Raw genomic sequence first — 14,897 nt, 5'->3', positions numbered from 1 at the left:
CTTCCCTTTTTATGCGGCGTCCCATCTTCCCGCTTGTCTAAGGCGTTCGACGACATCTGCCGCCATGTCGGCCAGTTGCAGTTTGTCGATTTTGGCGCTGCGGGTCAACGGAAACTCCTTGTCGTGGGGCCATATTTCAATGTGCTGCGGCCGTTTATAGGCGGCAATCGCTTTGCAGTGGTCCATGAGTTGATCGGCCGTCAGCTCCGCCCCCGGTTGCAGGCGAACGAAAGCGAAAATCCCCTCATCGAACAGGGCGTGTTTGACGCCGATGACATCCACCATGCTCACCCCGTCGAGCCGTGCGATGTGTTCTTCCACTTCATTGGGGAAGACATTGTAGCCTTTCTGCTTGATGACGAACTTGCGCCGGCCCGAAAGGTAGAGCGCCTGGTAGCTGCCCATATCCTTGAAGTATCCCAGGTCGCCGGTGTAGAGAATCCCCTCTTTTGAAATTGCCCTGGCCGTTTCCTCCGGTTGGTTGAAATATCCCAGGAAGACAATGGGCGGATGGTAGCAGATCTCACCGGTCTCTCCGATGGGCATTTCCTCACCGGCACGGCCATCCGGGGTCATGGGCCGGCGGATGGTGACGTCGGCCAGATCGGGAAAGGCCCTCCCTACCTGACCCGCCATCTCCTCGACGGAGATGCCCGGCGGCGTAAATGTGGCAAAACCGGCATTTTCAGTCATACCGAGGCCAGTGCCGAAGGCGGGGGCCATGACCGACAGCCGTGTAAGGAAGGCCGTATCGCCGGCTGAACCGGCATAGGCAACATATTTCAGGCTGGAGAGGTCGTAGGATGAATAGTCGGGGTGGTTCCACAGCATGCGAAACTGGGTGGGGATCTGGCCCAGGAGTGTCACGTTGTGCTTCTCGATCGCCGCCAGGGTGGCTTCCACGTCGAAGATTCGCAGCAGGACCGCCGTACCGCCCTTGAAGAAAGTGGTCATCATCGTTTCGGTCACACAGCCGACATGGCTTGGGGGAAGATTGATGAGGGTGACGTAGGCCGGGCCGTCGTCGGGATCGGCCAGGCCGACGCCCCGTTCGAGGATCCGGTTCTGGACGATGATGTTTTTGTGACAGAGCACGGCCGGCTTCGGCTCCCCGGTGGTGCCGGTGGTGTAAATGATCAGGGCCGGGGTGCGGGCATCGATATGCGCGCAGGCTTTCTTCAGGCGCCCGAGGAACAGGTCGGCGAGTTTCAGCCGGATCAGGCGTCCTTTTCTCATCATCTCTGTTATGCCGATGGCGCCCTCGATGATATCTCCTGGCTTCGGATCGGGGGTGAATTGTACCAGGTGGTCGACGCCGGGACAGGAGGCTTTGACCGCCCGGCCGATTTCACGAAAATCGGTGACCGGCGTGTTGCCGAGGAAGAAGAAGGCCTTGGGCGCGATCTTGTTGATGTCGCGGACAACCTCCTCCTTCTTCAGTCTCAAGTCCAGGGGGGCGATGATCGCGCCGATTTTGAAGCAGGCGTACATCAACATGACGTGCTCCGGAACCAGTACCAGCTGCGTCGCCACCCGGTCGCCTTTTTGGATGCCCATGTCCAGCAGGCGAAGGGCGAAGTAGTCGATGAAGGTCCGGAATTGCCTGTAAGATACGGTCTTGCCGTCTTCGTGCTGGATCATGGCCGCCTGGTCCGGTTTCCGCTCAGCCCAGTAGTCGATATAGTCGTTCAACAGCGGCAGCTCTTTCATGGCGTTCACGGGGCCTCCTGTCGGTTGAGTTGGATATGGCCGTTGCTGATCGCCAACCGGCCCTGGCTGTTTCGTACCTGAAAACGAACATTTCCGTGGTGGTCGCTACTGTTCACCTGCAGGACGATGGTTTCGCCCGGCATCACCATTCCGGTAAAACGGCAGGAGATGGATCGGAGCTGCCGCGGGTCGGAGGCCGCTTCCCGGTTGACGATCTCTTTGACGGCCAGTGACAGGGTGGCCGTACCCTGGAGAATGATATCCGGCAGGCCCACCTGCCGGGCGAACTTGCGGGAGGTATGAATGGGAAAATGGATGCGGGTACAGCCGTCGTAGACATAGGGCAGCAGGGGGTCGATGGTCATGGACGATTCCCATGAAAAGGGCGGTCCGGCCGCTTCCGCCGGCAACTCCGGAATCGTGTCCGCGCCGCGGCCCGGGTCCGTGCAGGTGACGCCGCGCATCAGGGCACCGATATATTCCGTGAAGACCGGTTCGTCGCAGGCGTCGCGCGCCGAAAGGCGAATGATCATGTGGGTGCCTGCCCGGTGGGGAACGATAGCAGCGATTTGCCCGTCTATCTTCAGTTGGTCCCCGGGAACCATCAGCCGATGCAGGATCAGGTGCTCGCTGTAATGAACCTGGGTCAACAGGATTTCCCGAGGAAACGAATTCAGATCGATGTATGCGTCGATATGCTCCAATATGGGCCAGGTCACGGCAACGCTGTGCATGGAGTGGGCGACGGGCCCCCCGTCGCGTTCGTCGTCGAAATAGAGCGGGTTGTGGTCCGCGATGGCGGCGGCGAAATTCATCGTGTCACGAGGAAAGACAGCTGTTTCGTACATTTTCAATGGCGTGCCGACGTAGCTAGAATCGATCTTCATGAGCGGTTCACTATTCTTTGAAGGGGGTCATTGAATCCATCCGGCCGATCCGGGCAAGGCACGATCTTCATATCTATAAAACAATGTTTTATTTGGATGTCAATTATTAAAACATTGTTTTATTATTTAAGCGATCCGGAATGTCCCATAGGTGGAAGGCCTGCCGAAAAACGATTTTCGATCCTTCCCATTCAACGCGGATTGTTTGTTTCCCTTGTACAACCATGCTATGAACCGGGACGGTAGAAACGGTGCCTTTTTACGATACCGATGGTTTTGGATGGATTGAAAGGAAAAGCATGAAACCCATCTTTTTTCAAAATGTCGCCATAGAAGCCGTGGAATGCGCACTGCCGTCCACCATTGTCACCTCCGCTGAAATCGAATCCCAGTTGGCCGGAACCATGGAGCGAATCGGAATCAAGCCCGGACTGATCGAAGGACTCTCCGGTATTCGCGAACGACGCTTCTGGGATGCCGATCAGCAGGCCAGCGACGTGGCCACCCTGGCCGCCGAGAAAGTCCTGGCCAAATCCGGTATTTCGCGGGATGCCATCGGCTGTTTGATCAGCACCTCGGTATCCAAGGATTACATCGAGCCTTCCGTGGCCAGCCTGGTGCACGGCAACCTGGGGCTGGCCGACCACTGCATCAACTACGACGTGGGCAACGCCTGTTTGGGATTCGTAAATGCCATTTCCAGTGTAGGATTGATGATCGACGCCGGCGTGTTGGACTATGGCCTTATCGTGGACGGCGAGAATTCACGGGAAGTGGTCGAGTCCACCATCGATCGTTTGCAGAAACCAGACGCCACGGCCGAATCTTTTCGAGAGCAGTTCGCCACCCTGACCCTGGGATCGGGAGCGGTGGCCATGATCGTCTGCCGCAAGGACCTGGCCACATCGGGCCATGCGGTCAAAGGATCGGTGACCCGGGCGGCCACCCGGCACAGCCGGCTTTGCCTGGGCCAGCGGACCTACATGACCGCCGATGCCTCCAAGGTTCTGATCTTCGGCGTTGAATTGGCAAAAAAAACCTGGGAACTGGCCTGCAGCACCCTGTCCAATTGGAGCGATGCCGAAATCGACGCCTACATGCCCCATCAGGTCAGCCAGCGCAACATGGACGTACTCAACGAAAAACTGGGATTGACGCCGGAAAAGCATCATCTCAATTTTCCGACCCTGGGCAACATCGGACCTGCGGCGGTGCCCATTACCTTGAGCCAGGCCGCCGATTCCGGCCGCATTCAAGCGGGCCATCACGTTGCGTTGATGGGCATCGGCAGCGGGCTCAACTGCTCCATGATGAGCGTAGCCTGGTAGCGAATGCCGCACCAGGTCGGCCGGCACGTGTTGGTTTTCTTGCGTCTAAATATTGTGATTTCAATATGTTCTGGATGCCGGACCAAGTCCGGCATGACGAGCCGGACACTTATTACGAATTTATCAAGTGTAGCAGAGTAGTTTTTGAGCCGGATACCCCGGTTCTAAAAAATCCAATTTCCTGCCCAAATCCAAAGCTGCGCCAAACGAAATCCGCATTTGACTTTCTTCGGATTATCGTTGAATAATCGACCAGTTAGTCGGCTACCTGGATTTGCCGGGCCTGCGGACACCGGGGCCAACACCGTTCTGCTATCTCCCTAACCATTTCTATAAACAGGAAAAACGAACCATGAGTACCGATCCCAATAAAGTCATCTATTCCATGATCCGTGTCAGCAAGTTCTACGATAAAAAACCGGTCATCAAGGACATCTCCCTGAGCTACTTTTACGGCGCGAAAATCGGCGTGCTGGGGCTCAACGGAAGCGGGAAGAGCACCCTGCTGAAAATCATGGCCGGCGTGGACACCGAGTTCAACGGCGAAACCATCCTGTCCAAGGGATACACCATCGGTTATCTGGAACAGGAACCGCTGGTGGACGAAACCAAAACCGTTCGCGAAATCGTTCAGGAAGGCGTTCAGGAAACCGTGGATCTGATGGAAGAATTCAACCGGATCAACGAGCGGTTCGCCGAGCCCATGTCCGACGACGAGATGGACAAGCTGATCCAGCGCCAGGGCGAGGTCCAGGACAAACTCGACGCCCTGGATGCCTGGGATCTGGACGCCCGCCTGGAAATGGCCATGGACGCCCTGCGCTGTCCGCCGGCCGATACGCCGGTCAACGTGGTCTCCGGCGGCGAGCGGCGCCGGGTGGCCCTGTGCCGCCTGCTGCTGAAAAAGCCGGACATCCTTTTGCTGGACGAGCCTACCAACCATTTGGACGCCGAATCCGTGGCCTGGCTGGAGCAGCATCTGCAGCAGTATGCCGGCACCATCATCGCCGTTACCCACGACCGCTATTTCTTAGACAACGTGGCCGGCTGGATTCTGGAGCTGGACCGGGGCCATGGCATTCCCTGGAAAGGCAACTACAGTTCCTGGCTGGAGCAGAAACAAAACCGCCTGGCCAAAGAGGAGAAATCCGAATCCGATCGCCAGAAAACCCTTCAACGGGAACTGGAGTGGATTCGCATGGCGCCCAAGGGACGTCGGGCCAAGTCCAAGGCGCGCATCTCGGCCTACGAAAAATTGCTGGGGCAGGAGAGCGAGCGGCTGGCCAAGGAACTGGAGATCTATATTCCTCCCGGTCCCCGGCTGGGCAATGTCGTCATCGAAGCCGAGGGAGTGTCCAAGGCGTACGGGGAGAAGCTGCTGGTGGAAGACATGAGCTTTCGTCTGCCTCCCGGCGGCATCGTGGGCGTCATCGGACCGAACGGCGCCGGAAAAACGACGTTGTTTCGAATGATTACCGGCCAGGAGCAACCGGACAAAGGGGCCATCGCCACCGGCGAAACGGTCCGCATGGCCTACGTGGACCAGAGCCGGGACGTACTCGACCCGGAGAAAAATATCTGGGAGATGATTTCCGACGGCAACGATACCATCCAACTGGGCGACCGCCAGGTCAACTCCCGGGCTTACGTGGCCCGCTTTAACTTCTCCGGCAGCGACCAGCAGAAAAAGGTCGGCGTGCTTTCCGGTGGCGAGCGCAACCGGGTGCATCTGGCCCGCATGCTCAAATCCGGCGCCAATGTACTGCTGCTGGACGAACCGACCAACGATCTGGACGTCAACACCATGCGCGCCCTGGAAGAGGCCCTGGAGAATTTCGGCGGCTGCGCCGTGGTGATCAGCCACGACCGCTGGTTTCTGGACCGCATCGCCACCCACATCCTGGCCTTTGAAGGCGACAGCCGGGCGGTCTGGTTCGAAGGCAACTATTCCGACTACGAAAAAGACCGAAAAAAGCGGCTTGGCACCGCCGCCGACCAGCCGCATCGCATCAAGTACAGGCAGTTGACCCGTTAACCCCTGGAAACGGACATGGAAAAAACCAGGACGCCATTGAACCGGCTGACAGCATTTTTCACCACGACCCTCTGGCAGGCAGAGCGCCGGGACTATTCAGCCCTCAAGTGGCTGCCGATCCGGCTGGTGCGCACAATGGTTCTTTCGGTTCGGGGCTTTGCACGCCATCAAGGGACCCTGCGCGCTTCAGCCCTGACCTTTTTCACGCTGCTCTCGATTGTCCCTGTCGCCGCCATGGCCTTCGGCATCGCCAAAGGCTTCGGGTTCGAAAAAAGGCTTCAGCAGGAACTGCTTGAGCAATTCGCCGCCCAGCAGGAGGTGGTCCAGAGAATCATCGGTTTTGCCCAGAACATGCTGGAAAACACGAAAGGCGGCATGATCGCCGGCATCGGCATCGTGGTTCTCATCTGGTCCGTCATCAAAGTGCTGGGCAATATCGAAAGTTCATTCAACCATATCTGGAACGTTCGTTCACGCCCGTTTATCCGAAAACTGAGCGACTATGTCACCATCACGCTGATCTGTCCGGTGCTGGTGATCATGTCCGGCAGCGTTACCGTTTTTATCACGCATCAGGTCACGGCCATGTCCGGCCGCTTCGGAATGACGGAGGTGGCGGGCACGGCCATTACCGTTGGCCTTAAACTGCTGCCCTACGCCCTCATCTGGATTTTATTTACCCTGGTCTATATCATCATGCCCAATACCCGGGTGCGCTTTGACGGCGCACTTTTAGCCGGCTTCATCGCCGGCAGCGCCTACCAGATCGTTCAGGGGGCCTACATTTATTTTCAGTTTCTGGTGTCCAAGTACAACGCCATTTACGGGAGCTTCGCCGCCCTGCCCATGTTCCTGCTGTGGCTGCAGATAAGCTGGATCATCGTCCTGGTGGGTGCGGAAATTTCCCATGGTTACCAGAATGCAGATCACATGGACGGCTCCGATGGCGGACGAAAAATGAGCATGGCCCGGACCCGGCTTTTGGCCCTGGCCATCTGCCGCCATGTCGTGAGCTTGTTTCAAAAAGGCAAGCCGGCCCAGACCACCGATCAGATTGCCGATTCGCTGGCCCTTTCTCCAGCCCTGGTGGACAGCCTGTCCGATCTTCTGGTAAAAGGAAACATCCTGGTGCGAATCGAAGACCCGTCCAACGGAGACCCGGCGTTGCAGCCGGCCCGGGATATTGGCAGTCTCACCGTCAACGATGTGGTGGCGGCCCTGGACGATGTGGGGCAGAACAACGGGCCGTTGCCCCGCCTTCAGGAAATGGAGGCCCTGTCCGCGACCCTGACGGAGTTACGATCCGTGTCGGAGTGTTCCGACGCCAACCGTTTGATTAAAAACTTGTGATGGATCGCAAAAATCCGTTGCAAGCCCTTTTCTCCGGAGAAGATCGACGATGGAACAAGTCAACGAAATCACCGACATCATCGCCCTGACCATGGGGGCGGCCTGGGCCGCCGGCATCAACCTCTACGCGGCCATCGCCACCTTGGGCATCCTGGGCGCCACCGGCAACATGACCCTGCCGCCGGATTTGCAGATTCTGGCCAACCCGCTGGTCATTGGCGCCGCCTGCCTGATGTTTGCCGTGGAGTTCGTTGCCGACAAAATGCCCGGCGTGGACACGGGCTGGGACACGATTCACACTTTCATCCGCATCCCCGCAGGCGCCCTTCTGGCCGCCGGCGCCGTCGGGGACATCAACCCAGCAGTCAGTCTGGCCGCTGCGCTGCTCGGCGGCACGCTGGCCGCCGGTACCCACGGCGCCAAAGCCGGCTCCCGGCTGCTGATCAACGCCTCCCCGGAACCGTTCACCAACTGGACCGCTTCCATCGTGGAAGACATCATGGTCATCGGCGGCATCTGGACGGCGGTGAACCATCCCTGGTTTTTCATCGTCCTGCTGGTCCTGTTCATCCTGCTGTTGATCTGGCTGCTCCCCAAACTGTGGATGGGGATAAAAATGCTGGCCGCTAAAATCAAACAGCTATTTTCTCCCCGGCAGGCACCGCCGCCGTTGACCTGATTGAAGCAGACACCATGTCCCTGTTTATCACCCTGTTTGTAACCTCTTTTATCGTCGCACTCTCCGGCGCCGTCATGCCGGGACCGCTGCTGACAATCACTATCAGCGAAAGCCCCCGGCGGGGAATGATGACCGGCCCGCTTTTAATTGTCGGCCATGGTGTTTTGGAACTTGCACTGGTGCTGGCCCTGCTCATGGGCCTGGCTCCTGTGCTGAAGATGAAGCCGGTCTTTATCGTCATCGCCCTGGCCGGTTCGGCTGTATTGCTCTGGATGGGCGTCGGCATGCTAAAATCCCTGCCGACCATGGTTCTGACCACAGCCGGAGATAACGCCGAGGGCAAAAACCTGATTCTTTCCGGCATTTTGATGAGCCTGGCCAACCCCTACTGGAGCATCTGGTGGGCCACCATCGGGTTGGGATACATTCTGCACAGCATGGATGCCGGCATTATGGGGGTGGTGGCCTTTTTCAGCGGCCACATTTTGGGGGACCTGTTCTGGTATGCCGCCGTAAGCACGGCGGTCTGGAAAGGCCGCAAATTGCTGTCCGACCGCAGCTACCGCATTCTCATCGGCACCTGTGCCCTCTTTCTTATCGCCTTCTCATTCCTCTTCGCATTTTCCGGAGTCCGGAAGCTCATCTCCTGAACCGTTGATTGTGTCGATGCCCGGCCAAACGGCATAGAGTGATCACTCGCTTCGTTTTTTCTTCATATTCAGCCCCGAATGGCCGAATAATGCAATATGGGATTGATGCGTTCGCCTCTTCGGTCAAAAGAACATTCCGTACATTAAGGTTCACCCAAGAATTATTTAATTTTTAAAATATCAAATGAATACCTTTTCATAAAAAACTTCTATTTGACAAATTATACATTAATAAGTACATTTGTACAAACCTTCTAAAAATTGTCGCCGAGGGGTGTTGGCGCCAAACCACCCCCGGGAGCAGGCAAGACCGCTTTTCCTCAGGAGTTGCCATGGAAAGCACACAAGCATATAAGTGGGTTGTCATTCTTTTCTTTGGCGTCGTGGGCATCATGTTCAGCGCCTCGTTAATCTATCTGACCACCGGCAATGTGGATCCAACCACTTTTTTCGGCCGCAAAATGACCTTGCCGAAAACCGATACCGCCAGTATCGGTTTTTCCAAAGAGACGCGTGTCCTCGAGCTGGGCAAACAAGTGAATATCGGCAACCGCATTTTCACCTACAAGGGGCGCCAGGATGGATCGATCCGCTTCGACATCATTATTCCCGAAATCGACCGCCAGTATCCCTACCCGTTCAAGGTCGACATCCGCCAGTCCAGAAACGGATTCGAAGTTGCCGGTATCTGGCTGCAGATGGTAACCGTCCGCGCCAACTTCGTGAGCCTGAGGACCATGATCGAATCCCATGGCGGTGTCGTGCGCTAGGCGACTTTATATCGACCGGAAAAGTTGCCCCCATCGGACTCAGTCGTGCCGACCAACTGCTCATGGGCCGATAAAATCAATCGTTCGGTCGTTTCCCAATCGATGCAGGCATCGGTAATGGACACCCCGTATTGCAAAGCCTGCAAATCCCCCGTGTTTTTCTGATTGCCTGCCTCGAGATTGCTCTCCAGCATCATGCCGATAATGGCATCGTTGCCGTCCAGACGCTGGTTGATGACATCCTGCCAGACCGAGGCCTGAAGGGCGTGGTTTTTTCTGGAATTGCCATGGGAACAATCGACCATGATCGCCCGGGCCACCCCTTTATCTTCCAGTATCCCCCGGGCTTCGCCGATGCTGACCGAATCGTAATTGGGACGGCTTCCGCCGCGCAGCACCAGATGGGCGTGAGGATTGCCGGTAGTGGTAACGCTGCAAGACTTTCCGTCGGGATCGATGCCCAGAAAATGCTGGGGCGATCCGGCGGCGATCATGGCATTGACCGCTGTGGACAGGTCGCCGTCCGTACAGTTCTTGAAGCCGACCGGCATGGAAAGGCCGCTGGCCATCTCCCGGTGGGTCTGGGATTCGGTGGTGCGCGCGCCGATAGCGGCCCAGCAGACCAGTCCGGCAATGTACTGGGGAACGATGGGGTCCAGCAGTTCGGTGGCGGTAGGCAGACCCATGTCGGTAATGTCCAGCAAAAGGTGGCGCGCCCGCTTCAGCCCGGCGTTGATATCGTAGCTCCCGTCCAACCGGGGATCGTTGATCAGACCCTTCCACCCCACATTGGTGCGCGGTTTTTCGAAATAAACCCGCATGACCAGCAGCATGGTTTCCGCAACCCTTGCGCTCAATTCGCGCAGCCGTCGGGCGTAATCCATGGCCGCCGCCTCGTCGTGGATGGAGCAGGGGCCGGTAATCACCAGCATCCGGGAATCCTTTCCCTCCAGGATGTCGGCAATCGCCTTGCGCCCTTCCACCACCGTGCCATAGGACGCTTCGGTCAGGGGAAGATCTTCCTTCAGTTGAGCGGGTGAAATCAGCGGTTCGAATTTCGCTACGCGAATGTCATAGGTCTTTTGCATGCCGATGCTCCTTTCCGGTTTTCAATGGTGTTTCACAAATAAAAAAGCCGCAGGCTTTTTTGCCTGCGGCTTTTACGCTTTCCTTGTTATCAAAAAATCAGCGAACCACAGGCGCACCTCGGCTGAAATAAAAATAATAACCGAAATAAAATGCGTTTGTGCCTGCTGAGAGAAGCATTACGAGATTCCTTTTTGGATCGAACAATTTTGCAACTATCACAGGTCTTCCGAACATGCAAACCTTAAAAATCAATCAGGCCGCCCGAAAAAGGCAGCCTGATTGATTTTTATACGATTATATTTGTTTTTTTCTTTTTATATCAAATGGTTTAGTCGCAAAGCTCGAAAAGTGCCGCGGCTCCCATGCCGCCGCCGATGCACATGGACTCCACACCGTACTTGACGCCCTTGCGCTGCATGTTGGCCAACAGGGTGGCGCAAAGTTTGGCGCCGGTGCATCCCAAGGGGTGGCCCAGGGCGATGGCGCCGCCGTTGATGTTGATGATATCCATGCTGTTCTCGAGGCCCAGCTCGCGGATGCAGTAGAGGGCCTGGGAAGCAAAGGCCTCGTTGATTTCCCAAAGGCCGATGTCGCTGGTCTTCATGCCGGCCAGATCCAACAGCTTGGGAATGGCATAACGAGGCCCCACGCCCATTTCATCCGGCTCGCAGCCTACGGTGGTGTACATCTTCAGCTTGGCGATAGGCTTGAGACCAAATTTCTTGACGGCTTTTTCGCTGGCAATAATGCTGGTTGCCGCTCCGTCAGTGGTTTGGGAGGAATTGCCGGCGGTGACCGATCCTCCGGCGGCGAATACGGCCCGCAGTTTGGCCAATCCCTCCAGAGTCGTGGTGGCGCGAACGCCGTCGTCGAAATCCTGAAGGAAGGTTTCCTTTTTATAGGTGCCGTTTTCCTGAAGGACGAACTTGGCCGCCGGTGTGGGTACGATCTCGGTGAACAGGCCTTCCTTCTGGGCCTTGGTGGCCTTCATCTGTGATTCGTAGGCAAAGGCGTCCTGGTCCTCGCGTGTGACGTTGTAACGGTTGGCCACGTTCTCCGCGGTGATGCCCATGGAGCAGTACAGATCCGCCTGGGCCCTGCAATGTTCGGGATGAGGGCGGGGCAGATTGCCGCCCATGGGAACGTAAGTCATGGATTCCACGCCGCCGCCCAAGGTCATTTCAGACCAGCCGGCCATGACCCGCAGAGAGGCCAGAGCAATGGCTTCCAGGCCGGAGGAGCAGAAGCGGTTGACGGTAGCGCCGGAAACGGTGATGGGAAAGCCGGCGATCTGGTTAGCCAGCCGGCCGATGTTGAGTCCCTGTTCCGCCTCGGGAAAGGAGCAGCCGATCATGACATCGTCGATATCCTTGGGTTCGATGGAGCCGGCTTTTTCGACCGCAGCCTTCATGATGAAGGAGAGCAGATCCTCGGGGCGGGTATCTTTCAAAGCCCCTTTGCCGCGCCGGCATCCGGGTGTCCTGACGGACGAAACGATATATGCATCTCTCATTGTGGGTCCTCCTTTTTAATTTCTCAGGGGCTTGCCGGTAGTCAGCATGTGCTCGATCCTGGCAAGGGTCTTTTCCTCTTTCAGGAAATCGATAAACGTTTCTCTTTCCAGGTTGAGAATCACCTCTTCATCCACAAAGCTGTTGGTGCGCACATCGCCGCCGCTGATCACGGTTGCGATCCGTTTGGCCAAAAACACGTCGTATTCGCTGACGTACTTGGCCGACTGCATGTTGAACAGCTCGGCGGCGATCATGCCCTGGGCCGCGGCGCCGAAGACCTTGATGGGGCGTCGTACCGGCGGTGCGTAGCCTTCATCGACCATCTTGAGGACCTCTTTCTTGGCTTCCCCGATGAGATAGTCACGGTTGAACACGATGCGATCCTTGGGGCCGAGGAAGCCGTTGGCGCGGGCTTCGGCGGCCGACATGGAGACTTTGGCCATGGCAATGGCCATGAAGGTCGGAACGAAGAACTTGGCCAGATCCACGTCCGTCACAGGTGCGGGAATATCGCAGGTCATTTTCTTCCACAGGTTGAGGCAGCCACCGCCGCCGGGCAGCAGTCCCACGCCGATTTCCACCAGCCCCATGTAAAGCTCCGAATGAGCCACGATCCGGTCTGCGGCCAGGCAGACTTCGCATCCACCGCCCAGCGCCAGGCCGAAGGGTGCGGCCACCACCGGGAAAGGCGAGTACTTTTCGAGCTGTACGACCCTGTGAAGTTCATGGATCATGGCTTCCACCTGATCGAGCTGGTTTTCTTTCGCTGCCATGGCGACCTGAGTCAGATCGGCACCGGCCGAAAACGCTCCAGGCATGCCGCCGGCCTGGTTGCCAAGAACCATGCCGACGCCGTTGGCGTCCACATATTCCAAGGCCTCACCCATGAAGGTAATCAATTCGCCGTTTAACGCATTCATCTTGGTGTGGAACTCACAGCAGAAAACACCGTCGCCGAGATCCACCAGGGAGGCGGAGTCGCAGCTCTTGACGGTTTTGCTGTCGGCCTTGAGGCCGGCCAGGGAAATGATATTGTCGCTGATTTTTACCGGCTGGTAGGCGGAGGCGGCAAAATCGTAAAAATAGGGCTTGCCGTTTTCCATTTTGTAGAAATTGTCGTTACCGGCGGCCAGCATGGCTTTGACGGATTCGGGAACGGTAAGTCCGTCGGCTTCCATTTTGGCCACAGACTCTTTCACGCCGATGGCATCCCAGGTCTCGAAGGGGCCCATCTCGAGGTTGAAACCCCATTTCATGGCATTGTCGATCTCGACGATGGTATCGGAGATTTCCGGAATCCGGTTGGCTGCGTAGATCAGGTTGGCGGAGATCGCCTTCCAGGCGAACTTGGCGCCCTTGTCGTCTCCGTAGACCACGGCCTTCATCTTCTCGGGCAGGGTCTTGGCGGCCTTGGCGGCGGATAGGCAGGGCAGTTCCACCTTGCCGTACTCGCCATGTTCCATGGTTGCCGGATCGATGACCTTGCGGATTTTTTTCCATTCTGGGGTCAGATCGGTTTTATAGAAGCCGCCCTTGGTCTTTTTCCCCAGCATTTTGCCTTCGATCATCTTGCCCACGAATTCGGGCATGACGAAATCGTCCCGGGCCTCGTCGTCGGCAACCAGGTCATAGGTATTCTTGGCCACGTGGGCCAGGGTGTCCAGGCCGACCAGATCGGCTGTCTTGAACATGGCGGTTTTGGGGCGGCCCATGGCAGGGCCGAACAGGGCGTCGACCTCGGGAATCGTCATGCCGTCTTCCAGCATCAGCTGCATGGTTTTGACCATGCCCTGGACGCCGATGCGGTTGCCCACGAAATTGGGGGTGTCCTTGGCCCAGACGATACCTTTGCCCAGGACACGCTCGCCGTAGTCGGCCATGAAATCCAAAACCTCGGGAAGGGTATCTTCTCCGGGGATGATTTCCAAAAGCTTCATGTAGCGGACAGGATTGAAAAAATGGGTTCCCAGAAAATGCTGTTTGAATTCGGCGCCGAGACCTTCACTCATGCTCTTCAGCGGAATGCCGGAGGTGTTCGAAGAAACGATGGCGCCCGGCTTTTTCACCGGTTCGATGCGTTTGAGCAATTCCTGCTTGATCTTCAGATTCTCGACCACCACTTCCACGATCCAGTCGCATTCGGCCAGTTTGTCGAAGTCATCCTCAAGGTTTCCGATGGAAATCAGATCGGCATCCTTGGGCTGCATGAGCAACGCCGGCCGGGACATGAGAACCGTATCCATTCCGGCTTTGGCGATCCGATTCCTGGCGACCGGGTCACTTTTCTCCTCGTCCTTGAGATCGAACGGAACGATGTCCAGCAACAGCGTTTTCACACCGGCACTGGCCAGAAGCGCCGCAATGCCGCCGCCCATGACACCGCTTCCGATGACCGCTGCCTTCCTGATTTTTCTGGTCATAATACCCTCCTGCAAATTGAAGTTGCCTTGTTCAGGCCATATTTCCGCTTACAAATAGCTTATCCATGGGATGGATAGGCGCTCACAATACGGAACCCTGCGGAAACCCATCTCTATGCGGGTTCCGTCGGGCAATTCGCTTCCAGCGCTCCCCGATACCGGGATGGCCAACGCTGAGGCCGGAACCGAAAAAGGATTTGGATTCGCTCTACCCTGCCCGGCCCACACAAGATCCCGGACACAATGCTGGATTCTGGATACAGTTATGGACTTTGTTGATAACCAAGGCCTCGATGGAACCGGACAAGGTTGAGCGAAAATGAAACCCTTTATGAATGAACGCTCATTCATTTATCAAGGAAGCACCCCCCTGTCAAGCCTTAAAAGACCGCCACGGCGTATTGCGGTGCCTATATTTATATTACCCTTTTAAAACGGGATCATGCGGGAAAACCCCCTATCCGG

Annotated in this window: 11 protein-coding genes; 6 read left to right on the top strand and 5 right to left on the bottom strand. The window is 56.9% G+C overall.

The genetic code is table 11. The features are described 5' to 3' along the window. Positions 1-9: 9 nt before the first annotated feature. Together GN111_RS22595 and GN111_RS22590 are read right to left on the bottom strand one after the other, a co-directional pair. On the bottom strand, positions 10-1,710 hold the full coding sequence (locus tag GN111_RS22595; protein WP_197740603.1) for a class I adenylate-forming enzyme family protein: 1,701 nt from the start codon (positions 1,708-1,710) through the stop codon (positions 10-12). Positions 1,711-1,715: 5 nt separating this feature from the next. Beyond that, positions 1,716-2,597 (bottom strand): MaoC family dehydratase, encoded by an 882-nt coding sequence (locus tag GN111_RS22590; RefSeq protein ID WP_155305924.1) that lies wholly within the window; start codon positions 2,595-2,597, stop codon positions 1,716-1,718. A gap of 299 nt (positions 2,598-2,896) precedes the next feature. On the opposite strand from GN111_RS22590, the gene GN111_RS22585 reads away from it, so the two are divergent. From GN111_RS22585 to GN111_RS22560, 6 genes are all read left to right on the top strand, one after another. After that, positions 2,897-3,925, top strand: a complete 1,029-nt coding sequence (locus GN111_RS22585; protein ID WP_197740401.1) for a 3-oxoacyl-ACP synthase III — start codon at positions 2,897-2,899, stop codon at positions 3,923-3,925. 352 nt (positions 3,926-4,277) lie between these two features. Continuing rightward, on the top strand, positions 4,278-5,960 hold the full coding sequence (gene ettA / locus GN111_RS22580; protein ID WP_155305923.1) for an energy-dependent translational throttle protein EttA: 1,683 nt from the start codon (positions 4,278-4,280) through the stop codon (positions 5,958-5,960). 15 nt (positions 5,961-5,975) lie between these two features. Next, positions 5,976-7,310, top strand: coding sequence for a YihY/virulence factor BrkB family protein (locus GN111_RS22575; protein ID WP_155305922.1), 1,335 nt, complete (start codon positions 5,976-5,978; stop codon positions 7,308-7,310). A gap of 49 nt (positions 7,311-7,359) precedes the next feature. Next, entirely contained in the window at positions 7,360-7,989 is a 630-nt protein-coding gene (locus GN111_RS22570) for a DUF4126 domain-containing protein (protein ID WP_155305921.1), read from the top strand. A 14-nt stretch (positions 7,990-8,003) separates the two neighbouring features. Continuing rightward, complete coding sequence (locus tag GN111_RS22565) at positions 8,004-8,639, top strand: LysE family transporter (RefSeq protein ID WP_155305920.1); 636 nt, start codon at positions 8,004-8,006, stop codon at positions 8,637-8,639. Positions 8,640-8,971: 332 nt separating this feature from the next. Then, positions 8,972-9,409 carry a hypothetical protein gene (locus tag GN111_RS22560; RefSeq protein ID WP_155305919.1) on the top strand — a complete coding sequence of 146 codons (438 nt, stop codon included), beginning with the start codon at positions 8,972-8,974 and terminating at the stop codon, positions 9,407-9,409. Here GN111_RS22560 and GN111_RS22555 read toward each other — a convergent pair. The 3 genes from GN111_RS22555 to GN111_RS22545 form a co-directional block, all read right to left on the bottom strand. After that, the gene (locus tag GN111_RS22555) at positions 9,406-10,497 is read right to left on the bottom strand and encodes a 3-deoxy-7-phosphoheptulonate synthase (RefSeq protein WP_155305918.1); all 1,092 of its coding nucleotides are present in this window, start codon (positions 10,495-10,497) and stop codon (positions 9,406-9,408) included. The two genes, GN111_RS22560 and GN111_RS22555, sit on opposite strands and share 4 nt — an antisense overlap. A 329-nt stretch (positions 10,498-10,826) precedes the next feature. Further along, positions 10,827-12,011, bottom strand: a complete 1,185-nt coding sequence (locus tag GN111_RS22550; RefSeq protein ID WP_155305917.1) for a thiolase family protein — start codon at positions 12,009-12,011, stop codon at positions 10,827-10,829. 15 nt (positions 12,012-12,026) lie between these two features. After that, complete coding sequence (locus GN111_RS22545) at positions 12,027-14,432, bottom strand: 3-hydroxyacyl-CoA dehydrogenase/enoyl-CoA hydratase family protein (protein ID WP_155305916.1); 2,406 nt, start codon at positions 14,430-14,432, stop codon at positions 12,027-12,029. Between the last annotated feature and the right edge of the window lie 465 nt (positions 14,433-14,897).

Origin of the sequence: Desulfosarcina widdelii, from assembly GCF_009688965.1 — a bacterium.
GTDB lineage: Bacteria > Desulfobacterota > Desulfobacteria > Desulfobacterales > Desulfosarcinaceae > Desulfosarcina > Desulfosarcina widdelii.
This window is presented reverse-complemented; position numbering and strand designations above follow the sequence as displayed.

Bases quoted from the DNA above. Each gene is read 5' to 3' on its own strand.
- GN111_RS22565 (WP_155305920.1), top strand. From the start codon at position 8,004: ATGTCCCTGTTTATCACCCTGTTTGTAACCTCTTTTATCGTCGCACTC.
- GN111_RS22545 (WP_155305916.1), bottom strand. From the start codon at position 14,432: ATGACCAGAAAAATCAGGAAGGCAGCGGTCATCGGAAGCGGTGTCATG.
- GN111_RS22590 (WP_155305924.1), bottom strand. From the start codon at position 2,597: ATGAAGATCGATTCTAGCTACGTCGGCACGCCATTGAAAATGTACGAA.
- GN111_RS22595 (WP_197740603.1), bottom strand. From the start codon at position 1,710: ATGAAAGAGCTGCCGCTGTTGAACGACTATATCGACTACTGGGCTGAG.
- GN111_RS22560 (WP_155305919.1), top strand. From the start codon at position 8,972: ATGGAAAGCACACAAGCATATAAGTGGGTTGTCATTCTTTTCTTTGGC.
- GN111_RS22555 (WP_155305918.1), bottom strand. From the start codon at position 10,497: ATGCAAAAGACCTATGACATTCGCGTAGCGAAATTCGAACCGCTGATT.
- GN111_RS22550 (WP_155305917.1), bottom strand. From the start codon at position 12,011: ATGAGAGATGCATATATCGTTTCGTCCGTCAGGACACCCGGATGCCGG.
- GN111_RS22585 (WP_197740401.1), top strand. From the start codon at position 2,897: ATGAAACCCATCTTTTTTCAAAATGTCGCCATAGAAGCCGTGGAATGC.
- GN111_RS22570 (WP_155305921.1), top strand. From the start codon at position 7,360: ATGGAACAAGTCAACGAAATCACCGACATCATCGCCCTGACCATGGGG.
- GN111_RS22575 (WP_155305922.1), top strand. From the start codon at position 5,976: ATGGAAAAAACCAGGACGCCATTGAACCGGCTGACAGCATTTTTCACC.
- ettA (WP_155305923.1), top strand. From the start codon at position 4,278: ATGAGTACCGATCCCAATAAAGTCATCTATTCCATGATCCGTGTCAGC.